The following is a 21990-nucleotide window of genomic DNA, read 5'->3' as shown; positions in this document are numbered from 1 at the left end:
CCAGTCCGCGCGGGTCAGCCGGTGTTCCGGCTCTGCACGGTGGTTGCGTCTGCAAGGGAGGCGATCCCCGCCAGCCGGCGGAAGGATTCCAGCAGCGCGCCACGGTTGTAGGTACTCGTCGTGACCAGCACCTCGTCGGCCCCGCTGTCCTTGACGACCGTCTCCAGCGCGTGGGTGACCTGCTCCTCGGTGCCCGCGATATGGCCGCGCAGCCCGGACTCGTAGAACCCGCGCTCCTTGGCCGTCATCGACAGCGCCTCGATGCGCTCCGGCGGGGCGAGCGGCGGGAACACCCCGTGCGTGCGGGAGTACGCCATGGACCAGGCCTCGCTCATCAGCAGGCGGCGCGCCTCCTCCTGCGTCTCTGCCACCGCGACCGTGCCCGACACGACGACATACGGCACCTCGGACCAGGCCGACGGCCGGAAACCCGCGCGGTAGCGGTCGATGGCCGCAAGCATCCGGTCACGGCCCCGGATATCGCCGATCACCAGCGGCAGACCGGCCCCGGCGGCGATGTCCGCACCCTCGCCGACGGCGAGGACATACGGCGGGACCCGCAGGCCCTCGGCGGGGCGCGCATGTACCTGCGGATGCGCGGACTGCTCGCCGTCGAACCAGCCGAGCAGCTCGGTCAGCTGCCCGGCGAAGTCCTCGGCGTCCTTCTTGGTCCGGCCGAGTGCCGTGCGTATGCCGTCCGTGAAGCCCACCGAGCGGCCGAGCCCCATGTCGATCCGGCCGGGGAAGAGCGACTCGAGGACCCCGAACTGCTCGGCCACGACGAGCGGTTGGTGGTTGGGCAGCATCACGCCGCCCGTGCCGACCCGGATCGTCGATGTCGCGGCGGCGACGGCGGCCGCGAGGACGGTCGGCGCGGAACCCGCGACGCCGGGCACGCTGTGGTGCTCCGAGACCCAGAAGCGGTGGTAGCCGAGCGCCTCCAGCTCCTGCGCGAGCCGTACCGTGTCGCGCAGTGCCTGCGGACCGTCCTGGCCTTCGCGGATGCGGGAGCGGTCCAGTACGGAGATCCGGGTCGACTCGATCAATGCGCTCACGCAGGATTCAACGTCTGCGCCGCGCGAGGATTCCCTACGCTGGGGCCGTGACGCGAAACACCGGGCCACTGGCCGTATTCGATCTGGACGGAACGCTCGCCGACTCCGGGCACCGGCAGCACTTCCTGGAGCGCAGACCGCGCGACTGGAACGCCTTCTTCGCGGCGGCTCCCGAGGACCCGCCGCTGGCGAAGGGCATCGAGATGTGCCTGGAGGCGGCCGAGGGGTGCGAGGTCGTCTACCTCACGGGCAGGCCCGAGCGGTGCCGCAGGGACACCCTGGCGTGGCTCGCCGAGCAGGGCCTGCCGGACGGCAAGGTGTTCATGCGGCGCAACGACGACCGCAGGCCCGCGCGCGCCACCAAGCTGGAGATCCTGCGGCGGCTGGGCCGCGACCGGGAGATCCGGATGTTCGTGGACGACGACGAGCTGGTGTGCGACGAGGCGGCGCGGGCCGGATTCCCGGTCGTACGGGCCACCTGGGCGACCGCGACCGAGACGATGAAGGCCGCGCAGGAGCGGGAGGGCCGCACCTGATCGGCCGTCCCGGTCTCCGGCGCGTCGGTCGGTCAGCCCTCCTCGAGGCGGAAGCCGACCTTGATACCGACCTGCCAGTGCTGGATCTGCCCATCGACGATCTGGCCGCGGACCTCGGTCATCTCGAACCAGTCGAGTCCCCGGAGGGTCTGGTTCGCACGGCTGATGCCGTTACGGATGGCCTGGTCGATGCCGTCCGGCGAGGTGCCGACGATCTCGGTGACCCGGTAGGTGTGATTCGTCATGTGTGCCGCGCTCCTCTCAGTGCGTTCACTCCACCGTGCCCCACCAGGACGTGGCGCGCGAGGCGTCGGGGGCGGGACGGTCGTCGGAGGCGGGCCCGAGCGCCAGCCGGGAGACGATGCGGTACCGGTCGCCGCGGTACAGGGACCGCACGTACTCCACGGGCCGGCCGGCGCTGTCGCAGGTGACGCGGTCGAACAGCAGAGCGGGGGAGAGGACCGGCACACCGAGCAGCCCGGCCTCGTCCTCGCTCAGCACGGTCGGTTCGATCGACTGCACCGCCTGGGCGATCACCACCTTGCGCTCCTCGCGCAGATGCAGGTAGAAGCCCGCCTCCAGCTGCTCCGGGGTGAGCGAGGGCACCAGCTCGGCGGGGATGTGCAGATACTCCAGCGCAATGGGCGCGCCGTCGACGAACCGCAGCCGTGCCACATGCACCAGCTCGGCGGCGGGCGAGACCTTCAGCCGACGGCCGATGCGGGCGCCGGCGGTCACGGTACGGAACTCGAGAACCTGGCTCGTCCACGCGCCGGGAGCCGGCTGGGGCGCGGCCGGGTGGCTCTCGGCGACCAGCTCCTGGGTGACCTTGGCCGGGGCGACGAACATGCCGCGGCCGTGCTCGCGTACGAGCCGTCCGGTGGCGACGAGTTCGTCGACCGCCGCGCGCAGGGTCGGCCGGGAGACACCCAGTTCGGTGCTGAGCGTGCGCTCGGAAGGTATGGCGTCGCCGGGACGGCGCTCCTCGACGAGGGCCAACAGATGCGCGCGGACCCGCTCCCGCTTGAGCGCCGCTTTAGGAGACCGGCCATCGTCCATCTGGGTCCTCCCCCTCAGCCATTGGCCCCAGAGGATACGGGCTGCGGACCGGCGAAGGTCCCAAGGTCAGGTCGGCGGTCAGCGAGCAGGAAAGGGTTCCTGTTCGGTCCGGGTGTCGGGCAACAGCACGAAGCAGAAGATGCTCAGCGCACACAGGGCCAGCAGATAGAAGGCGACCGGCCACGGCAGTCCGGCGGCTGTCGTGGTGAGCCGGGTCGCGACCAGCGGGGTCAGCGCGCCGCCCAGCACCGCGCCGATGTTGTAGGCGAAGGCCGTCCCGGTACAGCGCAGTTGCGGCTCGAACAGCTCGGGAATGTAGGCGCCCTGCACCCCGAGCATCGTGATCACGGCGAGCAGAATCATCGAGGTGCCCGCGAGGATCATCCCCACGCGCCCGGTCTGCAGCATCACCAGATACGGCACGATGCCCAGCGCCATCGCGCCGCACCCCAGCAGGCTGAGCCTGCGCCGCCCGTACCGGTCGCCGAGTACCGCGGCCAGCGGGGTGGCAACCCCCATCACCGCCATCGCCCCCATCAGGCACAGCAGCATGTCGGTCGGGTCCAGGCCCAGCCGTCCGGTGGCCTGGGACAGGGCCCAGGTGGTGGCCGCGTAGTTGACGGCGTAGGCGGCGGTGACGGCACCGGCCACCAGCAGCACGCGCCGCCAGTGGTGGCGCATCAGCGGGGCCATGGGCGCCCGGACCAGAGTGCGGCGAGCGGTGAGGTCGAGGAAGGCAGGTGTCTCGTCGACCTTCGAGCGCAGGACGTAGCCGACGAGCGTCAGCACGCCCGCACAGAGGAAGGGGACACGCCAGCCCCACGTACGGAACTGCTCGTTCGTCAGCGTCGCGGTCATGGAAAGCATGACGCCGTTGGCGAGCACGAAGCCGACGGTGGGTCCGGTCTGCGGGAAACCGGCCCACAGGCCGCGGCGCCCGGGCGGTGCGTGCTCGGAAGCCAGGAGTACGGCCGCGCTCCACTCACCGCCCAGGCCCAGACCCTGGACGATACGCAGCAGCGTCAGCAGGAGGGGGGCCGCTATGCCGAGGGTTCCGAAACCGGGCAGCAAGCCGATGGAGACGGTCGCAAGTCCGGTGGTGAGAACGGAAATGAGCAGGACCGTGCGCCGACCGTGCCGGTCGCCGATGTGTCCGAAGAGCAGGGAACCCACCGGGCGGGCGAGGAATCCGGTGGCGAAGGTGGCGAACGCGGCCAGGGTGCCCGCGGCGGGCGAGAAGTTCGGGAAGTAGACCGGTCCGAAGACGAGGGCCGCAGCGCTCCCGTAGATGAAGAAGTCGTAGTACTCGATGACGGTTCCGACTGAACCGGCCGCGGCGACGCGCGCCATCGAGGGCCGCGGTGCCGGTGCCGTGTCCTTGACGTCGTGCGAGCTCGATTGCGTCATGCGTGTTCTCCTGCCAGCCACAGTCGGGCACGTTCGTCGAATTCCACGGCGGGCCTGGATCTGCGGCGCGTGAAGGGCGCCAGGTCCCGGCGCATGTTCCGCACTGCCCGTGTGATGCGAGCGGAACGCATCCCGTCCATGTGCTCCAGTGCCTCGCCCCAGGTGGCGCAGGCCCGCTCCACATGCCCTTGCCGGCACTGCATGGAACCCGCGTGCGCGATGCTCAGTGCGGTGATGCGCTGGTGTCTGGAGCCCGAGCTGTTCCAGACGGCCTGGGAGAAGTGGCGCTCGGCGATGCCGAAGTCGCCGAGTAGTTCAGCGGTCTTGGCCGTGTGGGTGCCCACGCAGGCATCGGCCGGCCCCCACAGCGCGGCCCAGTACGGCATCTCGTGCTGGTCGGCACCGGCCACCAGCCGGGCAGCGCGGGCGGCTTCGGCGACGGCCTCCCGGCCTCGCCCCGCCATGGCGAGGGCGCGCGCACGAGTGACGACGTACAGCGATTCGGAGGCCGGGTCGGTGCGTCCCGTCACCAGCTGCAGGGCGGTGTCGATGAGGTCCAGTGTGTGCTCGCCGCACCCCGTCTCCATGCCGTGGTGGGCCAGGACTCGCAGAATGAAGGCCGTGTGCAGATCGTTGCCGGCTTCCCGGGTGAGCTTGAAGGCCTGGAGGTAGTAGCGCTGGGCGAGCCCCGCCTCGCCCGCGTCGTACGCCTTCCACCCGGCCAGGTACGCCACGCATGCGGCGGCCGACAGCATCTGCTGCTTGTGTGCCTCGGTCCGGAAGCGCGTACGGCACAGGGTGGCCACGTCGGAGACCAGATACTGCACGACGGCGGAGCGGCCGTGCTGTCCTCCGTGCCGTTCGTCGATGGCGGTGAAGAGCGTGGTCATCTCCCGCACCGCCTGGATCTCGCCCGCGCCCGCGGTGCCCGAGAGCCGGACTGCCGCGGGGTCGCGCGGCCGCGGCACGGTGGCCGCTGCCGCGGGAAGAGCGGCGGCGGGGACGGAGTAGGCGGCCGAGCTGATCCAGTCGCGGCGCTCGATGTCGGCACGTCCCAGCCGGGTGAGGGCATCGACCGGATCCTGTGCCATGTCAAGTCCGAGTAACTGACTGTCCGTCTCCGGCGTGGGTATCAGACCGAGTTGTTCGGCGGTGACCAGTCGCCCCAGTTTCCGGGACAGGGTCTCGGCCAGAATGCGGGCGGCGTTCGGCTGGGGCCGGGTGCCCGCGACCCAGTGCGCGACGGCGGACGAGTTCGTACGCAGCCTCACCCCGCTGAGCCCGGCCACCGCCCTCATCTCTCTGGCCAGTTGGGCATAGGAGTACCCGGACTCCGTGACAGCCCGCCTCAGTTGCTCATTCCCCTCGGTCATCCGGCCCGGTCGCCCCTTCAGCGTGTTTAAGCGGCATAAGCGAACCGCTGGATCACGGACCCTACCCACGCCCCGCGCTCTTTCGTTCACTTTCCGTCAGAGAGCACACTCAGGGGTGAGGAGAGGGTCGGTGCGGCAGCGAGGGCGTCGGCCGAGAGGCAGCGGGCACAGGACGGTCGAGCGTGAAGTGGTCTGCCAGTTCGTCCTGCAGGCCGGGCGAACGGTTCCTGTGGCCGCGCGGCTGGTCTACCGCACCGAGGATCCGTACGCCGTCCATCTCGCCTTCCACACCGACACCGACGATCCCGTCGACTGGTGCTTCGCCCGCGATCTGCTCATCGAAGGGCTCTTCCACCCGACGGGGGAGGGCGATGTCAAGATCTGGCCGGGAAGGACACCGCGTACCTGCGACTTCGTCTATCTGCTGCTGTCCGCACCCGAAGGGAACGCACTGCTGCAGGTCCCCGCCCTGGCCGTCTCGGCATGGACGGAGCGCACGCTGCGCCTGGTCCCGGCGGGTGCGGAACTGCTCCAACCACCCTTCGACGCCGGCACGTTGCCGCCGTCGCTGCCGGGCTGAGGCTGCCCTGCGCTCGTCGCTCGCGCCCACCGCGCGGTTTGAGTTCCTGGGTGATTCCGGCGCTCTCCCTCGATCCGGCCTCCCTCCTCCGCGCCATCGACAACTGGTCAGATGGTAAAGGGCACCCAGGGCGGGGTCCTCCTCGGTGACTCCTTGAACAGCCCATGTTTTCAAGGCTCTTGACGGCAACATTGGTCCATGCCACCTTCTAGCCACGGCATTGGTCAGTTGACCAATTGGTCAATTATCTGACGAGGTGACATGCGCGTCATCGCCCGTGACACCGACATGCCCGACCGGCCGACCATGTTCACCCTTGTCCTTCATGATCACGCTACGGTTCACCGTCGTGACCCTGCGCAGTTTCCTGGCCGCCATCCGCGTGGAGCTGGAGGAGGCCGCCGAGGCCGACGGCTGCACCCGGGCCGCCGCCGGGATGACCGGCGGAGCGGTCAAAGGACACAGGGGCGCCCCCCACGCACCAACCGTCCGGAGAGGAAACCTCATGAGTCACAGCCCCCGGCGCATTCGCGTCACCATCGCCGCCGCAGCGGCGATGGGCCTCGGCTGCGCGGCGTTGACCGCGCTGCCCACCGCTGCCGCCTCGGAGCAGGTCGCCGTCGGAGCCACGCTCTTCGACGACTTCAACTACACCTCGTACACCGACCCGGCGATCGGGGCCCACGGCTGGAACATTCGCTCCAACTCCGGCGGCCCCGGCGTGCCCGGCGCGACCTGGGCCCCGCAGAACGTCACCTTCGCCGCGGAGGGGACCAACTCGGTCATGAACCTCGAGACCTCCACAGCAGGCACCGGCGAGTCCACCAAGCACGCCGAAGTCCTCACCAAGGCCATGAAGTTCAAGAACGGCACCTACGCGGCCCGGGTGAAGTTCTCCGACGCGCCCATCTCGGGACCCGACGGCGACCACCTCGTCCAGGCGTTCTTCACCATCAACGACCTCACCGCCCCGATGGCGGACGACTACGCCGAGTACGACTTCGAGTATCTGCCCAACGGCGGTTGGGGCGAGCCGGCCAACATCCTCTACACCACCTCGTGGGAGACCTACCGGCCCGACCCCTGGGAGGCGGTCAACCAGCACTCCGAGGTCCGGGCGAGCTATGCCGGCTGGCACGACCTCGTCCTCACCATCGACAACAGCCGCATCACGTACTACATCGACGGCCGGCGGTTCGCCCGACATGGCGCCCGCTACCTTCCCGAGCGGCCCATGTCCATCAACTTCAACCAGTGGCTGATCGACCTCGCCGGACAGGGCAGCACCACGGCCCGTGCGTACCACCAGAAGGTCGACTACGTCCTGCATGTGAAGGACAAGGTGCTGGCGCCCGCGCAGGTCATCGCCAAGGTGGCCGCCTACCGGGCGGCCGGGACGCGCTTCGAGGACACGGTGCCCGGCGGCCAGTGACCCTGCGCCGATGGGCGGATGCCGGGCACGTGTCCGCCCGTCGGTCTCGGTCCGCGGCACCTTCGAGGGGTTGACCGGCCCTTTGGTACATACCAAACTCCAGTCACACCCGTGCGAGCGCGGAGCGCGCTTCCCCCACGTCGGGTTCACGCTCCCGTGCTCCCACGCCGAAGGTGACCTCCGTGAAGAACCGCTCCCTGGGTTGCTCGCTCGCGCTCGTGTCCGCGTTCCTGCTCGGTGGCTGCGCAATCGTCCCGGGCGCCGGACCGCAGAAGCGCACCGTCAGCATCTGGCTGATGAAGGACAGCGTCTCCGACGACTTCCTCAAGCGCTTCACCAGCGCATACGAGAAGGACAACCCTTCCGTAAGGCTGAAGTTCACCTTCCAGGAGTGGACGGGCATCGGCAAGAAGGTCACCGACGCACTGAACAGCAAGAAGGCGCCGGACGTCATCGAGGTGGGCAACACCCAGGTCGCCCAGTACGCCGAGAGCGACGCCCTGCACGACCTCACCCTCGAATCGGTACGGGACCTCGGCAACGAGGAGTGGCTGCCCGGTCTCGCCGATCCCGGCAGCATCAACGGCTCGCAGTACGGCATTCCCTGGTACGCGGCCAACCGCATCGTCATCTACAACAAGGACCTCTTCGCCGCCGCCGGGATCAATCGGCCCCCCAGAACCCGCGCCGAGTGGCTCGAAGACTCCGAGAAGCTCAACCACGGCGGCAACCAGGGCATCTACCTCTCCGGTCAGGACTGGTACACCCTCGCCGGGTTCATCTGGGACGAGGGCGGACAGCTGGCCGTCGAGCAGGCGGCCGGCTGGCAGGGCACGTTGGACACCTCCGCCGCCCTGCGCGGCATGGCCTTCTACAAGAAGCTTCAGTCGCACGGCGACGGGCCGAGGGACGGCGACGAGGAGACACCGCCGCAGGCCGAGGTCTTCGCCAAGGGCAAGGTCGCCCAGATGATCGCCGTGCCGAGCGCGGCCACTGTCATCGAGAAGACCAACCCCGCCCTCAAGGGCAGACTCGGCTTCTTCCCCGTACCGGGCAAGACGGCCACCGCACCCGGCGCCGTCTTCACCGGCGGTTCCGATCTGATCGTGCCCAAGCACGCGCGCGAGCGGGCCGCCGCGATCGAGGTGGTCAAGGCGCTCGCGGGCAGAAAGTGGCAGACCGACCTCGCCCGTACGATGCACTACGTCCCCAACAAGTCCACCCTCGCCGGCGTCATCGGCGGCGACGAGAGCACGGCGGCCATGGCCGCGGGCGCCGCGCGGGGCAGGGCGACGCCCAACTCGCCGCAGTGGGCCGATGTCGAGGCCGACAACCCGATCAAGCCCTATATGACGGCCGTACTGCAGGGGCAGGACCCCGGACGCGCGGCACGCACGGCGTCCGAGCGCATCACCGCGGCGCTGGCGCCGCACTGAGCCGCCCTTACCCTCCGTGCCGTATCCATGGCACCGCATTCCCCGGCATTAAGCCTTCGCACATCCACTCTCCGCCGGGCTGTCATGTCGAATCCAGCCGACCACGGAAGAAGTAAGGAGCCGGGCTGCCGCACCCGGCGGTCCTTCCCCTTCCGTCCGGCACAGGAGAGCGTCATGCCCGCATCGCCAGCTGTCGTCCCCGCCCCAGCCCAGCTTTCCGTCCCCCTGCCCGCGCCCGCGCCCGCGCCGCTCGCCGAGGGCGAGCCACCCCGCTATGTGGTCTCCCTCGCCCGGGACCAGCAGGACGTACGCGCCGCGCAGCGTCTGCGCCACCAGGTGTTCGCCGGTGAAATGGGCGCCCGTCTCGAAGGGCCCGAGCCGGGTCTGGACATCGACGCCTTCGACGCGTACTGCGACCACCTGCTGGTGCGCGAGGCCGAGACCGGCGACGTCGTCGGCACCTACCGGCTGCTGCCGCCGGAGCGCGCCCGGGCGGCCGGCCGCCTCTACTCCGAGACCGAGTTCGACCTGGCCAGGCTCGCCCCGATCCGCGACGACCTCGTCGAGGTCGGCCGCTCCTGTGTACACCCGCTGCACCGCAACGGCGCCGTCATCGCCCTCATCTGGGCCGGGCTCGCCCGCTACATGACCCGTACCGGCCACAACTGGCTGGCCGGCTGCTGCTCGATCCCGCTCGCCGACGGCGGCACCCTCGCGGCCGCCACCTGGGACACCGTGAAGGCCAAGAACCTTGCCCCCGAGGAATACTGGGTCGCCCCCCACAAGCTCTGGAACCCCGACAGCGTGACCCGTCCCGAAGGCCGCACCGAACTCCCCGCCCTGCTGCGCGGCTATCTGCGGCTCGGCGCCTGGGTCTGCGGTGCCCCCGCCCACGACCCCGACTTCGGCGTCGCGGACCTCTATGTGCTGCTGTCGCTGCGCCGCACCAACCCCCGCTATCTGCGGCACTTCCTCTCCCTCGCCCCCGTTCGATGAGCGTCTGGCTGCCCAGCGCGCCCTGCACCCCGCCGGGCTGCGCCACCCACCACGGACCTGCGGCCGGCAAGCTCCGGGCACTCGCCCGGCTGCTGGCCGGGACGCTGGTGGTGCTCGCGGGTGTGCTCCTCGCACCGGCGGCCGCGCTGCTCGGAGCCCTCTTCGGCGCCCGGGTCCGGGACCTGCTGACCCGCCGCTGGGCGCGTACGGTGGTACGCGCCTTCGGGGTACGCGTACGGATCACCGGTCGCCCGCTCGGCCCCCGGGCCGCTCTGGTCGTCGCCAACCACATCTCCTGGCTGGACATACCGCTGATCGCGGCAGCCCTGCCAGGACGGATGCTGGCCAAGAGTGAGGTCCGGCGCTGGCCGCTGCTCGGGCCGCTCGCCGCCCGAGGCGGCACCCTCTTCCTGGAGCGCGACAGGCTGCGAACGCTGCCCGGCACCGTGCGCGAGATGGCGGCCGCGCTGGCCGGCGGAGCGCGCGTCATCGCCTTCCCCGAAGGCTCGACCTGGTGCGGCCGGGCCCAGGGCCGCTTCAGGCCCGCCGTCTTCCAGGCCGCGCTGGACGCGGGGGCCGCCGTCCAGCCCGTACGTATCAGCTATCTGCCCACCGGCGCCGCCGCGTTCGTGGGCGACGACTCGCTCGGCGCGTCGCTGTGGCGGGTCGCGGCGGCCGGCGGGCTCACCGCGGAGATCCGGCTGCTGCCGGCCATCCCCGCGTCGAGCTTCCCCGACCGCCGCTCACTGGCCCGTGCCGCTCAGCTGGCCGTCGCCAGACAGAGCGCGAATCTGCCCTCCGTGTCCGTCCACCAGTTCGTCAACTCCAGCTCGGCGTCCGCCAGTTCACTGCGGACGCCCTCCTGACGGAACTTCGCCGACACCTCCGTACGCATCTCCTCGCCCGCTTCGAAGGGCACCGCGAGATCCAGCTCGGGGATCTTCACCGTCAGGGCGGAGCGTGCCCGCAGCCGCATCTCGATCCACTCCTCCTCCGGGTCCCAGAGCGCCACATGATCGAAGTCGTCGGGGTCGACGTCCGCGCCCAGCTCCCGGGCGAGGACCGAGAGAACGTTCTTGTTGAACGCGGCCGTCACCCCGGCCGCGTCGTCGTACGCCCGCACCAGGACCTCTTCGTCCTTCACCAGATCCGTCCCCAGCAGCAGCGAGTCGCCGGGGTTCATCAGCGAACGCACGGACCTCAGGAACGCCGCGCGCTCGTCGGGCAGCAGATTGCCGATCGTGCCGCCGAGGAACGCGACAAGACGCGGCCCCGGGGTGCCCGGAAGGGCGAGACCGCGGGTGAAATCGGCGATCAGGGCATGGATATTGAGCGAGGGCCGCTCTTCGAGCAGCGCCTTTGCCGCGCCGGTCAGGGCGCTCTCGCTCACATCGACCGGCACATAGGTGTGCAGCCCGGGCAGCGCGTCCAGCAGATGCCGGGTCTTCTCGGAGGATCCCGAGCCCAGCTCCACCAGGGTGCGCGCACCGCTCGCCGCGGCGATCTCGGCGGCGCGGGCGATCAGGATCTCCCGCTCGGCGCGGGTCGGGTAGTACTCGGGGAGCCTGGTGATCTCCTCGAAGAGCTCACTGCCCCGGGCGTCGTAGAACCACTTGGGCGGCAGTTCCTTGGGCGTACGGGTCAGCCCGTGCAGCACGTCCGCGCGCAGAGCGGCGTCCGTGGCATCCTCGGGCAGGGTTCGGGTCAGCAGGAACGGGCTCACGCAGTCGGCTCCTTGAGCGGGGTCAGCAGGACGTCGGTGCGGGTCGCCGCCAGCAGGGTGTGGTCGGGGACTTCGCGCCAGTGCGGATCGTCGTCATAGGGCTCCGAGGCCACCACGGTGCGGCGGCCGGGCTCGGCGAGATACCAGAGGGTGTCGCCCCACGCCGTCGCGGTGATCGTCTCGCCGTCGGTGAGGAGCAGATTGAGCCGGGAGTCCGGCGCGGCCTCGGCGACCTCGCGGACCGTGTCGGCCAGCGCCTGGCCCAGCTCGTCGCCGTCGCGCAGCCGGTGCAGCACCAGCGCCCACACCAGCGCGGAGTCGCAGCGCGCCTCCAGAGAGAGCAGCTCGGTGGCGGGCAGTGACAGCGCGAGCGGGGCCAGTGTGCCGGGCCAGCCCCTGACCGCGCCGTTGTGGCTGAACAGCCAGGGCCCGGAGGCGAACGGCGCGGCCGCCGCCTCGTCGTCCGCGCCCGCGACGGTGGCGTCGCGGACGGCGGCGAGTATCGCCCCGCTGCGGACGACCCGGGCGAGATCCGCGAAGGAGAGATCGGCCCAGATGGGGCCCGGGCGCCGGTATCTGGCCGGCACCGGGTCGCCATCGGCGTACCAGCCGACGCCGAAACCGTCGGCGTTGACCGTTCCGTACCGCTGCCTGCGCGGAGCCCAGGATTGGCGGTACAGACCGTGGGCGGGCTCGGCCAGCAGCTGCCCGAGCGGCAGTGCGGGCCCGAGGTAGGCGATATGGCGGCACATCAGCGAACGCTCCTTCGGGCGGGCTGCCGGGCCGGCGCACTCATGACGCCTCCGCGGGGGTCGCGTCCCGTGCGGTGCGGAAGCCGGAGAAGATCTGGCGGCGCACCGGAAGGTCCCAGTTGCGGAAGGTGCCGCGGCAGGCCACCGCGTCGACGGCGAAGGAACCTCCGCGCAGCACCTTGTGGGCGCTGCCGAAGAACACCTCGGAGTACTCGCGGTAGGGGAAGGCGGCGAAGCCCGGGTAGGGAAGGAAGTCGCTCGCTGTCCACTCCCACACATCGCCGATCAACTGCCGTACTCCGAGCGGCGATTCACCTTCCGGATAGCTGCCGGCCGGGGCGGGCCGCAGATGGCGCTGGCCGAGGTTGGCGTGCGACGGCGCCGGATCCTCGTCGCCCCACGGGAAGCGGCGCGAGCGGCCCGAGTGCGGATCGTGCCGGGCCGCCTTCTCCCACTCCGCCTCGGTGGGCAGCCGCCGTCCCGCCCAGCGCGCGTACGCATCGGCCTCGTACCAGCTCACATGCAGCACCGGCTCGTCCGCGGGCACCGGCTCACTCACCCCGAAGCGGCGGCGCAGCCACTGGCCGCCGTCCCGCCGCCAGAACAGCGGCGCGCCGATGTCGTGCTGCCGGATCTGGTCCCAGCCCTCGGCCGCCCACCAGCGGGGCTCCGTATAGCCGCCGTCGTCGATGAAGGCCTGGTACGCGCCGCAGGTCACCGGCAGTGTGTCGATGAAGAAGGCCGGTACGACCCGCTGGTGTGCGGGCCGTTCGTTGTCCAGCGCCCACGGCTCGGTCGATGTGCCCATGGTGAACGGGCCGCCGGGGACCAGGACTTCGAGGGGCAGACCGTGGGCGCTGCCCGCCGGGGGCTCGGGCGCGTTGAGGGCCGCGGGACCCCTGCGCAGCTGATGGGTGATGAGCATCGTCTCGTCGTGCTGCTGCTCGTGCTGGGCGATCATCCCGAAGGCGAAGGCGGAATCGACGAGGCGGCGACCCTCCAGAGGGGTGCGCTCAAGGATGTCGAGGACTCTGCCGCGTACGTCGGATGCGTAGATCCGTGCCTCGGCAGGGGCGAGCAGCGGCAGCGTGGGCCGCAGGGCGCGCGGATGCTCGAAGGCGTCGTAGACGGAGTCGATCTCGGGCCGCAGCGCCGCACGCCCGCCGACGGTGCGCAGCAGCCACTGCTCCTCCTGGTTGCCGATGTGCGCCAGGTCCCAGACCAGCGGGGACATCAGCGGTGAGTGCTGGGCGGTCAGCTCGTGGTCGTCGACGCACGAGGTGAGCGTGGCCGTACGGGCTCGGGCGGCGGTCAGCGCATCCAGGGCGCGGCGCCGGAGTTCTTCGGTCATGCGATCGGTTCCTTCCCGAGACTCCCCAGGGAGGGGATGCGCAGATCGTCGGCGGGGCATCGGCCCCGCAGGACATGGCGCTCATTGAATGCGGCGACGGCGTCCCGTACGGCGTCGGACGCGCCGATCCGGGGGAGCGCCTCCAGGGCGACGGCGAATGCGGTCACAGCGGCCGCGTGCAGTTCGGGGTCGGCGAGCCCGTGCCGGGCGGCGTTGGCCCACAGCGGATTGCGCGGAGCGGGCAGCGAACCGCCGTACTCCGCGAGCGGTTTGACGGCTCGGTAGACCGTCTCCGCCGCCTCGGCGTCGTCGAACAGCGCGGCGGTGACCGCGAGCGGCACCAGCCAGCCGTCCTCGCCGGACTGGGCGTCGATCATGCGCAGTTCAAGGTGGCCACGTGGTCGTACGGGCGGAAAGAGGGTGGTCAGGTGGTAGTCGAGATCGTCCCGGGTCGGCGGCCTGGGCGCGCGGTGGCGCAGCCACTCGCGGAAGGTGAGACCGTCCGGCAGCGTCCATGGTCCCTCGTGCGTCCGTACGCACATCACCGGCGCGTCCAGAGCATGGGCGGTCCAGGCGGCGCGCGGTTCCTCGTCCAGGGGTGGCGACAGGGGACGTACGGCATCCAGCGCGGCCCACACGGCCTGCCGCGTCGACCGCCAGCCGGTGTGACTCCCTTGCTGGGCCGGCGAGTTGGCGAACGCGGCCATCAGCACCGCGCCCAGCAGATGCGCCAGCTGCCAGCGTCTGCCGTATCCGAGGGGCCCCGGCTCCGCCTCGCCCGCGTCGAGACACACCTGTATCGAGGCCGAGGTGCACATCATGGCGCGGCCGGACGGACCTGTCCGGTCGAAATACGCCTCCATGGCGTCATAACGGGGTTCGTGGAGCAGTCGGCGCGGAGGATGCCAGGGGTCGAGGCCGAGTCCGGTGAGAGTGAGGCCTGCCGGGCGGAGCGCGGCGCGTACGGCGTCCAGATCGGCGGCGGTGGAGTCGATGCACTCCATCAGGGAGGCGGCGGGGGGAGAACTGAGCTCCAGCTGGCCGCCCGGTTCGAAGGTCAGAACCGAATTCAGTTGTAGGGTACGTACCTGTTCGTGGGCCGCCGCGATGCGGTCGGCGGGGACGGGGCGCTCGGGCCGCTCCAGCTCATGAATGAGCCATTCGACCTCCACACCGACGGCTCGGGGCGGGCCGGTCTTGAAGCAAATACATCGAAGCAGATCCTCCGCTTCTTCCAGGTCGATCGGCCGGCCGTAGTCGCCGGCATCGGGTGGATGCATGATCGGGTCTCCTGTCGACGCCTCTCTGCCAACCTAAAGCCACGCCCGCCGGTTCGCACAAGAGTGCCCGTGCGGTGTCAGCGGGACGTAAGAAATTTGATTGCCGCGGCGGCGGCCCGTCGGGACGATGTCCCCCATGAGCGCACGACTGCGGGGGATCGCAAAACAGACCGAAGAGATCGTCGAAGCGGGTCACTACCTGGCCGGCGACGGTCGCAGGGTCGAGATCGGGCGGGAGCTGGCCGCCGCGCTGGCGGGCACCCGGATGTACGGACCCGAGGCCGTAGTGGTCGCTTTGGATACAAACCGTTCGACGTCCTTCGAGGTCACGGGCGAGAGCAGCACCCAGGCGGCGCACCGGCTGACCGCGGCGGACAGCTCACCCGTAGCCGTTTTGAACTTCGCATCGGCGCGAAACCCCGGCGGGGGCTATCTCAACGGCGCACAGGCCCAGGAGGAGGCTCTGTGCCGCGCCTCCGCGCTCTATGCCACGCTGCTGCGCGCCCCCGGGTTCTACGAGCACCACCGCGCCGACCGCAGCCCGTTCTACACCGACCGGGTCATTCACTCCCCGGGTGTCCCGGTCTTCCGCGACGACCGTGGCCGGCTGCTCGATGCGCCGTACACCGTGGGATTCCTGACCTCGCCCGCGCCGAACGCCGGGGTGATCACCAGCCGCAGCCCCGAGCAGGCGCACCGCATCCCGGCCGCCCTCGCCGCGCGGGCCGAGAGGGTGCTGGAGACGGCGGCCGAGTGCGGCTACCGGCGGATTGTGCTGGGGGCCTGGGGCTGCGGGGTCTTCCGAAACGACCCCGCGGCGGTCGCGGGCGCGTTCCACGCCCTGCTCACCGGGGACGGCCGGTTCGCCGGTCACTTCGAGCATGTCGTCTTCGCGGTACTGGACCGTACGGCCGCTGCAAGCACGCTCGGCGCCTTCCGGAGCACTTTCGCGGGTCAGCTCCAGCGGTAGCGGCGGGTCAGCTCCAGCCGTAGCGCTCCCGCAGCCGCTGCACGACCCGGTCGAACCGCGGCCGGTCCAGTGCGCACGCCTCACGGCGCATGCCGTCCTCGTGCACCCGAAGGACCCGGTCCAGGTCGACCCAGGACTCGCGGCCCGCGCGGTCCCACGGGCCGACGCCGATGGCCACCCACTCACGGTCCCGGTCGTGGCGCTTGCTGGAAAGCTGTACGGCCAGCAGCGTCCCGGCCTCCTCACGGGCCACCACCAGGACCGGACGGTCCTTGCCCCGCCCGTCGTTCTCCTCGAACGGCACCCACGTCCAGACGATCTCGCCCGGGTCGGGATCGCCGTCGCGGGCGGGAGCGTACGAGGTGCGGACCGGGCCCACCTCGGCGGGCTCCGCCTCGGTCGTGGCCGCAGGGCCACTGCGCCCGGGCAGGTCGGAAGGCTCGTCGAATGCGTCAGGGAGGCTCGTCACCCGCCCCACGGTAGGACCTGTGCGATCGCTGCCGCGGGGCGGGTGCCCGGACTCATTCCTTCGGCCCGTCCACCACCGGGATCTTCTCCAGGACCGTCTCCGCGCGCGGCGCGGGCGGAGCCGCGCCGTTCACCGAGGAAACCGTGCCCTCGACGATCTCCGGCCACTTCTCGGCCGACTGCTGGGCGACGACCTCCTGGCGCGCCCCGGCCGGCCGTCAGATCCAGTCCTCCAGCGAGGCCATGAAGCCGTCGAAGTCGTCACGGTGGATGGTGTGGCCCGCGCCCGCGACGCTGCGGACCTCGAAGCCGCGTTCCTGCAACAGCTCAGCCCGCTCCCGGGAGACGAGGGAGCTCGGGTCGGCGAGCGTCACCAGAGAGGGGACGAACGGCTTGGCCGGCAGCAGATCCGTGCCGGCGGCATCCATCAGGCCGTACGCCGTCGCCTCGTCCCACAGCCGCACACTGTCCAGTTCGATCTCGACGTCCTCGGCCTCCCAGCGCGGATTCATCTCCTCGATCCGTTCTCGCGTGAAGGACTTCGCGCGGGTGAACCACTGCGGTCTGAAGCCGCCTGCCCCGTCCGGCAGATACCAGGCCGGGTCGGCGTACACCGCGCGCTGTGGCGCGAGTTGCCGCACGGCCAGCGAGAGCGTCAGTCCGCCCAGCGAGTGCCCGACGGCCAGCTGGGCGCCGGCCGGGAGGGTCTCGATGATGTCGTCCGCGTAGTCCTGCGGGGTGTAGCTGCCGGCCCGGCCGCTCGCGCCATGACCGCGCAGGTCGACTGCGAGCACGCGGTAGCCGAGCTCGGCGAGGGCCGGCCCGACCCTGCGCCAGGTGCGGTGGTCGGCCATGATGCCGTGGATCAGGAGCGCGACGCGGTCGCCCCCACCCCAAGTGGTGGTGTGCAGCTGCACGTTGGAGCCCTTCCGGTGTGGTGATTCCGATACGCGGGAGCATGCGGGAGTATTCAGCGAACCGTACGGGTCGGGTGCGCCCAGCGCGCCCATATCGCTCGCGGCGTTTTGCGCCTTCGGTGCCACCATCGTCACCCGGACCGGGAGGGCATCGGCCACCGGAGCGTGGCGAAAACGGCCGAGATACCGGAGATCCAGCCGAAGTTGGCGGCCCTCGCCGCCGGGTCGATGTTCCCGGCCCGAAGGGTGAGCAGGACACCGAGGACGGGCTGAAGGAGCGGGTGCGACAAGGGAAGGTGGGACGCACCGATTGACTCGTGCAAACGCCGTGTGGCACTCGTTTCCGGCCATCCGTCGGACTTGGTGCCGAACGGTTCTGGAAGGATGCCGAGGGCGATGAGCCAGACACCAAAGCAGTCCGCTGAACGCCCCGTTCCGACCAGTGCAGACGTCGCCCGGCTCGCCGGAGTTTCCCGGGCCACCGTTTCGTACGTGCTCAACAACACTTCTGCCGTCCGGATCAGCGAGCCCACCCGCCGGCGTGTCCGCGACGCTGCCGAGGAGCTCGGCTATGTCCCTCACGCAGCGGCCCGCAGCCTGCGCGCCGGACACTCCCGGATGGTGTTGCTGCCCACGGCCGATGCCCCGGGCGGGCCGCTCTACAGCCGCTTCTTCAACGAGTTCCAGCGGGCGCTGCGCCGGCTCGACTACACAGTCGTGCAGTACGGCAGCCTCGGCCTCGACGGCGACGAGGCGGCCCGTGCCTGGGCCGAACTGCGCCCTGTCGCGGTCGTCTCGCTCGGCGAGGTCGCGCTCGCGCCGCACGGCGTCGGGGTCCTCAAGCGCTCCGGCGCGAAGGCCGTCATAACGCTCGGTCCGCGCCGTATCGAGGGCGCGCACTCCCTCGTCATGGACCAGCGCGAGATCGGCGACTGCGCGGTGGCCCATCTGGTAGAACGCGGCAGGCGCGCGATCGGCGTCGTCATGCCGCGGGAGCCGGGCCCGGGGCTCTTCGCCGGCCCCCGTCTCGAGGGAGCCCGGCGGGCCGCGGCGGACACCGGAGCCCGGATCGAACCCCTGCAGTTGTCGTACGCCGAGGAGTCGGCCGCCGCCCTCGCCGCCGACTGGCGCAGGCTCGGGCTCGACGCCGTCTACGCGTACAACGACGAGTACGCCATGCTCCTCATGCGCGCCCTCCAGGACGCCGACATCGATGTCCCGGGCGAGACGGCCGTGGTGGGGGCCGACGATCTGCTGCTCGGCAGGCTGCTGCGGCCCCGGCTGAGCACGGTGCAGATCGACATGGTGACCGGTCGGCGGCTGGCCGAACTCGTCGACCGAGTCGTGCGCGACCCCGGCGCCGAGCAGGAGCGGCACGACCTGATGGGGGCGCGGGCCGTCCACCGCGAGTCCAGCTGACCGAACCGAACCGACACAGCTTCGGCGGGGTCGGCACGATGACGACATGCGGGCCGCGCCGTGCGTGTCTAGCGTCGCTTGCATGAGCACAGATCCGCAGCGCTTCGAGATCCTGCTGGTGCCCGAGCATGTCAAGGACAGCGATGTCGCCTCCCTGGCCGCAAGCGCCATCCGCTCCGCCGTCGTCGAGGCCATGGGCGAGCGCGGGTCCTCCGGCTACCCGCGCTACTCGGGCGAGGGCTTGGTGGCGGACATCGACCCCACGACGCGTACGGTCGAGGCACTGCTGGTCGACGGGGTGGAGCTGGACTACGGACTCTCGGCGAGAGTCGTCGACCCGGCAGACCGCTGACACCGCACTCGTCCGGGCCTCGGCGAGGCGGCTTCAGCGTGGCTCCAGCGCGGCCAGGTCGGCCTCGATGAGCCGAGCCGCCTGACGCAGCTCGGGCAGCATCGCCCGGCGCATCTCCTCGGGTGTGCCGCGCCCCGCGTGCTGCGCCACATTCACTGCGGCCACCACCCGGCCCCGGCCGTCCCGCACCGGGACGGCCAGGGAGCGCAGCCCCTCCTCCAGCTCCTGGTCGACCAGCGCATGGTCATCGGCCGCCACCTTGTCGAGCAGCGCGGTGAGCTCATCGGCCGAGGTCACCGTGTGTCCGGTGAGCGCGGGCAGCCGGCCGTCGACGGCGGGCCGCTCCCCGGGCGTGAGTCCGGCGAGCAGCACCCGCCCCATCGCGGTCGCGTACGCCGGGAAGCGTGTACCGACCGTGATGTCGATGCTCATGATCCGTACGGTCGGCACGCGCGCCACATAGCGGATGTCGGCGCCGTCGAGCACCGCCAGGGACGCCGACTCATGGACCCGCCGCACCAGATCGGCCAGGTGCGGCTGGGCGACATCGGTCAGCCCGAGACCGGACAGGCGCGCACAGCCGAGTTCGAGCACGCGCGGCCGCAGCCTGAACTGCCGCCCGGCGCAGCCGACATACCCCAGCTGCTCCAGCGTCAGCAGCGAGCGCCTTGCCGTCGCGCGCGCCAGTCCCGTCGCCTCGGCGACGGCCGTGAGCGGCATCCCTTCGCCGCGGTCGGCTCCCAGCGCGCGCAGTACCGCGAGCCCGCGGGCCAGCGACTGCAGATAGTCCGGCCCCAGTTCGCGCTTCTCGGCCGGCGAGGTGTCCCGTACGGGGGCGGACGAGGGTGCCGTGGCACGGGGTGCGGCGAGCGCGGACTCCAGCGTGCCGCGCCGCTGCAGCAGCCGGGGGAGTACCGCTTCGGCAAGGGATTGCACGGTGTGCCGGCTGGTGTGGCTGGCCACACTGACCGCGCACACCGTCCGCCGCGCCGGATCGCGCAGCGGCACGGCGACCGCCACCAGTCCCGGCTCGATCAGCTGGTCGTCGCCCGCCCAGTCCTGGCCTCCGGTGAACAGCGTGCCCGGTGCACACCGGTCGGCGGGCACCAGATCGCCGATCCGGAAGGTGAGATTCATATGGCGCCGCCGGGCGGCCTGTACGACGAAGCGCACGCCGTCCCCGTCCGGCACCGCGACCGACACCGACTCGTCGAACTCGTCCGCGAGCCGGTCCACCGCCGGTCCCAGCGCCGCCGGTATCCCGCTGGCCGCGAGGTAGGCACCGCTCAGCTCCATCAGCCGGGGTGCGGGCCACACCTCGCGCCCGTCGCTGCGTACCAGACCGAGCCGGGCGAGAGTGGAGACGACCCGATCGACGGTCGCCCGGGCGAGCCCGGTGGCCCGTACGAGATCGCTGTGCCGCATCCGCTCGTCCGCGTCCGGCGCGGACAGGGCGCACAGTACGGAAAGACCGCGCTCCAGCGGGCCGACCGTGGCGGTGGGCGGTGCGGCGATGGACATCGGCGAGCTCCTCGGTCCGTCGACGTGGGCCGTTGGGTGGGGGCCGTTGACAGCGACCCGCGCCCGGCAGAGACTCGGGCGGGGCCAATGATGAACCAAAGTTCATCAGGCGAACAACCTTATACGCTCGGCCAGCCTTGGGAGAGTTTCGATGAGCATCCGCGACGTCTACATCGTCGACGCCGTCCGCACCCCGATCGGCAAGTTCGGGGGCGCGCTCTCCTCCGTACGCCCCGACGACCTCGCCGCGCATGTCGTCAGGGCGCTCGTGGAACGCACTCCGGAGCTCGACCCCGCCCGTATCGACGATGTGGTCTTCGGTGACGCCAACGGCGCGGGTGAGGACAACCGTGATGTCGCGCGGATGGCCGTTCTGCTCGCCGGTCTGCCCGTCACCGTCCCCGGCGTCACCGTCAACCGGCTGTGCGGCTCCGGCCTCGAAGCGGTCATCCAGGCGGCCCGCGCCGTCGCGCTCGGCGACGCGTCGATCGCGATCGCGGGCGGTGTCGAGTCGATGTCCCGGGCCCCGTGGGTGCTGCAGAAGCCCGAGCGTGCCTTTCCCGCCGGCCACCAGCAGCTGTACTCGACGACGCTGGGCTGGCGCATGACGAACCCGCGCATGCCCGCCGAGTGGACGATCCAGCTCGGCGAGAGCGCCGAACTGATCGCAGAGAAGCACGGCATCACCCGCGAGCGGCAGGACGCCTTCGCCCTCGCGAGTCACCAGAAGGCCGCTGCGGCCTGGGGCAAGGGGCTCTACGACAGTGAGATCGTCGGCTACGAGGGAGTGGAGCCGGCGCGTGACGAGTGCATCCGCGACGCCACCTCGATGGAGGCGCTCGCCAAGCTGAAGCCGTCCTTCCGTAAGGACGGCACGGTGACGGCGGGCAACTCCTCACCTCTCAACGACGGGGCAGCCGCGCTGCTCCTCGTCGACGAGGAGGGGCTGCGGGCCACCGGCCGCGAGCCGCTGGCCCGGATCCGCGCCTCGGCGGTCACCGGCATTGAGCCGCACCTCTTCGGTCTTGGGCCGGTGGACGCGGTTCAGCGAGCGCTGGCCAAGGCGGACAGGTCGTTCGCCGACCTGACCACGTTCGAGCTCAACGAGGCCTTCGCCGCCCAGTCGCTCGGCTGCCTCGCGGAGTGGCCCGACCTGGACCCGTCCCTGGTCAACCCGCGTGGCGGGGCCATCGCCATCGGCCACCCGCTCGGCGCGTCGGGGGCCCGGCTGGCCGGCTCGGTCGCCCACCAGCTGGCGGCGGCGGGTTCGGGAACCGGCGTGGCCGCGCTCTGCATCGGTGTCGGACAGGGGATCGCGCTCGTCCTGGAGCGCTGAGCCGACGGGCGTTGGGCAGGCGGACGC

General features: G+C 71.1%; 23 protein-coding genes. 10 read left to right on the top strand and 13 right to left on the bottom strand.

The window, feature by feature from the left end:
* Positions 1–14 precede the first annotated feature (14 nt).
* A complete protein-coding gene (locus tag OG729_RS04515; RefSeq protein WP_405804435.1) occupies positions 15–1055 on the bottom strand; it encodes an LLM class flavin-dependent oxidoreductase in 1041 nt (346 codons plus the stop codon).
* A 47-nt stretch (positions 1056–1102) separates the two neighbouring features.
* Between OG729_RS04515 and OG729_RS04510 the strand changes: the two genes are divergently transcribed.
* Positions 1103–1591, top strand: coding sequence for a hypothetical protein (locus tag OG729_RS04510; protein WP_405804433.1), 489 nt, complete (start codon positions 1103–1105; stop codon positions 1589–1591).
* A gap of 32 nt (positions 1592–1623) precedes the next feature.
* On the opposite strand, the gene OG729_RS04505 is transcribed toward OG729_RS04510, so the two are convergent.
* The 4 genes from OG729_RS04505 to OG729_RS04490 form a co-directional block, all read right to left on the bottom strand.
* Complete coding sequence (locus tag OG729_RS04505; RefSeq protein WP_360865594.1) at positions 1624–1836, bottom strand: dodecin; 213 nt, start codon at positions 1834–1836, stop codon at positions 1624–1626.
* Between the two features lie 25 nt (positions 1837–1861).
* Entirely contained in the window at positions 1862–2650 is a 789-nt protein-coding gene (locus tag OG729_RS04500) for a GntR family transcriptional regulator (protein WP_405804431.1), read from the bottom strand.
* A gap of 78 nt (positions 2651–2728) precedes the next feature.
* Positions 2729–4000, bottom strand: a complete 1272-nt coding sequence (locus OG729_RS04495) for an MFS transporter (protein ID WP_405811043.1) — start codon at positions 3998–4000, stop codon at positions 2729–2731.
* 53 nt (positions 4001–4053) lie between these two features.
* A complete protein-coding gene (locus OG729_RS04490; RefSeq protein WP_405804429.1) occupies positions 4054–5430 on the bottom strand; it encodes a hypothetical protein in 1377 nt (458 codons plus the stop codon).
* Between the two features lie 130 nt (positions 5431–5560).
* On the opposite strand from OG729_RS04490, the gene OG729_RS04485 reads away from it, so the two are divergent.
* From OG729_RS04485 to OG729_RS04465, 5 genes are all read left to right on the top strand, one after another.
* On the top strand, positions 5561–6010 hold the full coding sequence (locus OG729_RS04485; protein WP_360865586.1) for an SsgA family sporulation/cell division regulator: 450 nt from the start codon (positions 5561–5563) through the stop codon (positions 6008–6010).
* A gap of 325 nt (positions 6011–6335) precedes the next feature.
* Complete coding sequence (locus OG729_RS04480; RefSeq protein WP_405804427.1) at positions 6336–7442, top strand: hypothetical protein; 1107 nt, start codon at positions 6336–6338, stop codon at positions 7440–7442.
* 182 nt (positions 7443–7624) lie between these two features.
* Positions 7625–8878, top strand: coding sequence for an extracellular solute-binding protein (locus tag OG729_RS04475; RefSeq protein WP_405804425.1), 1254 nt, complete (start codon positions 7625–7627; stop codon positions 8876–8878).
* A 174-nt stretch (positions 8879–9052) separates the two neighbouring features.
* Positions 9053–9874, top strand: coding sequence for a GNAT family N-acetyltransferase (locus tag OG729_RS04470; RefSeq protein WP_405804424.1), 822 nt, complete (start codon positions 9053–9055; stop codon positions 9872–9874).
* Positions 9871–10740 (top strand): lysophospholipid acyltransferase family protein, encoded by an 870-nt coding sequence (locus OG729_RS04465; protein ID WP_360865578.1) that lies wholly within the window; start codon positions 9871–9873, stop codon positions 10738–10740. The genes OG729_RS04470 and OG729_RS04465 overlap by 4 nt, the downstream gene beginning before the upstream one ends.
* On the opposite strand, the gene egtD is transcribed toward OG729_RS04465, so the two are convergent.
* From egtD to egtA, 4 genes are read right to left on the bottom strand one after another with little or no spacing between them, the layout of a single operon-like run.
* A complete protein-coding gene (gene egtD / locus OG729_RS04460) occupies positions 10635–11597 on the bottom strand; it encodes an L-histidine N(alpha)-methyltransferase (RefSeq protein WP_360865575.1) in 963 nt (320 codons plus the stop codon). The two genes, OG729_RS04465 and egtD, sit on opposite strands and share 106 nt — an antisense overlap.
* Positions 11594–12349, bottom strand: a complete 756-nt coding sequence (gene egtC / locus OG729_RS04455; RefSeq protein ID WP_405804421.1) for an ergothioneine biosynthesis protein EgtC — start codon at positions 12347–12349, stop codon at positions 11594–11596. Before egtC ends, egtD begins: the two co-directional genes overlap by 4 nt.
* A 40-nt stretch (positions 12350–12389) precedes the next feature.
* Entirely contained in the window at positions 12390–13700 is a 1311-nt protein-coding gene (gene egtB / locus OG729_RS04450; RefSeq protein WP_405804419.1) for an ergothioneine biosynthesis protein EgtB, read from the bottom strand.
* Entirely contained in the window at positions 13697–14980 is a 1284-nt protein-coding gene (egtA, locus tag OG729_RS04445) for an ergothioneine biosynthesis glutamate--cysteine ligase EgtA (protein WP_405804417.1), read from the bottom strand. Before egtA ends, egtB begins: the two co-directional genes overlap by 4 nt.
* 136 nt (positions 14981–15116) lie before the next feature.
* Here egtA and OG729_RS04440 point away from each other — a divergent pair, with 136 nt between their 5' ends.
* Complete coding sequence (locus OG729_RS04440) at positions 15117–15950, top strand: TIGR02452 family protein (protein ID WP_405804416.1); 834 nt, start codon at positions 15117–15119, stop codon at positions 15948–15950.
* A 7-nt stretch (positions 15951–15957) separates the two neighbouring features.
* On the opposite strand, the gene OG729_RS04435 is transcribed toward OG729_RS04440, so the two are convergent.
* The 3 genes from OG729_RS04435 to OG729_RS04425 all read right to left on the bottom strand — a co-directional run bounded on the left by OG729_RS04435 (position 15958) and on the right by OG729_RS04425 (position 17625).
* Entirely contained in the window at positions 15958–16419 is a 462-nt protein-coding gene (locus OG729_RS04435) for a type II toxin-antitoxin system PemK/MazF family toxin (RefSeq protein ID WP_360865563.1), read from the bottom strand.
* Positions 16420–16636: 217 nt separating this feature from the next.
* Positions 16637–17335 carry an alpha/beta fold hydrolase gene (locus OG729_RS04430; protein ID WP_405804414.1) on the bottom strand — a complete coding sequence of 233 codons (699 nt, stop codon included), beginning with the start codon at positions 17333–17335 and terminating at the stop codon, positions 16637–16639.
* Between the two features lie 131 nt (positions 17336–17466).
* Positions 17467–17625: a hypothetical protein gene (locus OG729_RS04425; protein WP_405804412.1), complete on the bottom strand. Its 159-nt coding sequence runs from the start codon at positions 17623–17625 to the stop codon at positions 17467–17469.
* A 106-nt stretch (positions 17626–17731) separates the two neighbouring features.
* Here OG729_RS04425 and OG729_RS04420 point away from each other — a divergent pair, with 106 nt between their 5' ends.
* Positions 17732–18754 (top strand): LacI family DNA-binding transcriptional regulator, encoded by a 1023-nt coding sequence (locus OG729_RS04420; RefSeq protein WP_405804411.1) that lies wholly within the window; start codon positions 17732–17734, stop codon positions 18752–18754.
* A gap of 82 nt (positions 18755–18836) precedes the next feature.
* Positions 18837–19106: a hypothetical protein gene (locus OG729_RS04415; protein WP_405804410.1), complete on the top strand. Its 270-nt coding sequence runs from the start codon at positions 18837–18839 to the stop codon at positions 19104–19106.
* A 33-nt stretch (positions 19107–19139) separates the two neighbouring features.
* On the opposite strand, the gene OG729_RS04410 is transcribed toward OG729_RS04415, so the two are convergent.
* Positions 19140–20627 carry an IclR family transcriptional regulator C-terminal domain-containing protein gene (locus tag OG729_RS04410; RefSeq protein WP_405804409.1) on the bottom strand — a complete coding sequence of 496 codons (1488 nt, stop codon included), beginning with the start codon at positions 20625–20627 and terminating at the stop codon, positions 19140–19142.
* Between the two features lie 151 nt (positions 20628–20778).
* Between OG729_RS04410 and OG729_RS04405 the strand changes: the two genes are divergently transcribed.
* On the top strand, positions 20779–21963 hold the full coding sequence (locus tag OG729_RS04405) for a thiolase family protein (protein WP_405804407.1): 1185 nt from the start codon (positions 20779–20781) through the stop codon (positions 21961–21963).
* Positions 21964–21990 lie beyond the last annotated feature (27 nt).

This window comes from Streptomyces sp. NBC_00210 (assembly GCF_045160975.1).
Classification (GTDB): domain Bacteria; phylum Actinomycetota; class Actinomycetes; order Streptomycetales; family Streptomycetaceae; genus Streptomyces.
The sequence above is the reverse complement of the archived record's forward strand: the minus strand, read 5'-3'. Positions and strand labels throughout refer to the sequence as shown.

Bases quoted from the DNA above. Each gene is read 5' to 3' on its own strand.
- OG729_RS04505 (WP_360865594.1), bottom strand. From the start codon at position 1,836: ATGACGAATCACACCTACCGGGTCACCGAGATCGTCGGCACCTCGCCG.
- OG729_RS04500 (WP_405804431.1), bottom strand. From the start codon at position 2,650: ATGGACGATGGCCGGTCTCCTAAAGCGGCGCTCAAGCGGGAGCGGGTC.
- OG729_RS04495 (WP_405811043.1), bottom strand. From the start codon at position 4,000: ATGGCGCGCGTCGCCGCGGCCGGTTCAGTCGGAACCGTCATCGAGTAC.
- OG729_RS04490 (WP_405804429.1), bottom strand. From the start codon at position 5,430: ATGACCGAGGGGAATGAGCAACTGAGGCGGGCTGTCACGGAGTCCGGG.
- OG729_RS04480 (WP_405804427.1), top strand. From the start codon at position 6,336: ATGATCACGCTACGGTTCACCGTCGTGACCCTGCGCAGTTTCCTGGCC.
- OG729_RS04470 (WP_405804424.1), top strand. From the start codon at position 9,053: ATGCCCGCATCGCCAGCTGTCGTCCCCGCCCCAGCCCAGCTTTCCGTC.
- OG729_RS04465 (WP_360865578.1), top strand. From the start codon at position 9,871: ATGAGCGTCTGGCTGCCCAGCGCGCCCTGCACCCCGCCGGGCTGCGCC.
- egtC (WP_405804421.1), bottom strand. From the start codon at position 12,349: ATGTGCCGCCATATCGCCTACCTCGGGCCCGCACTGCCGCTCGGGCAG.
- egtB (WP_405804419.1), bottom strand. From the start codon at position 13,700: ATGACCGAAGAACTCCGGCGCCGCGCCCTGGATGCGCTGACCGCCGCC.
- egtA (WP_405804417.1), bottom strand. From the start codon at position 14,980: ATGCATCCACCCGATGCCGGCGACTACGGCCGGCCGATCGACCTGGAA.
- OG729_RS04440 (WP_405804416.1), top strand. From the start codon at position 15,117: ATGAGCGCACGACTGCGGGGGATCGCAAAACAGACCGAAGAGATCGTC.
- OG729_RS04420 (WP_405804411.1), top strand. From the start codon at position 17,732: ATGAGCCAGACACCAAAGCAGTCCGCTGAACGCCCCGTTCCGACCAGT.
- OG729_RS04415 (WP_405804410.1), top strand. From the start codon at position 18,837: ATGAGCACAGATCCGCAGCGCTTCGAGATCCTGCTGGTGCCCGAGCAT.
- OG729_RS04410 (WP_405804409.1), bottom strand. From the start codon at position 20,627: ATGTCCATCGCCGCACCGCCCACCGCCACGGTCGGCCCGCTGGAGCGC.
- OG729_RS04405 (WP_405804407.1), top strand. From the start codon at position 20,779: ATGAGCATCCGCGACGTCTACATCGTCGACGCCGTCCGCACCCCGATC.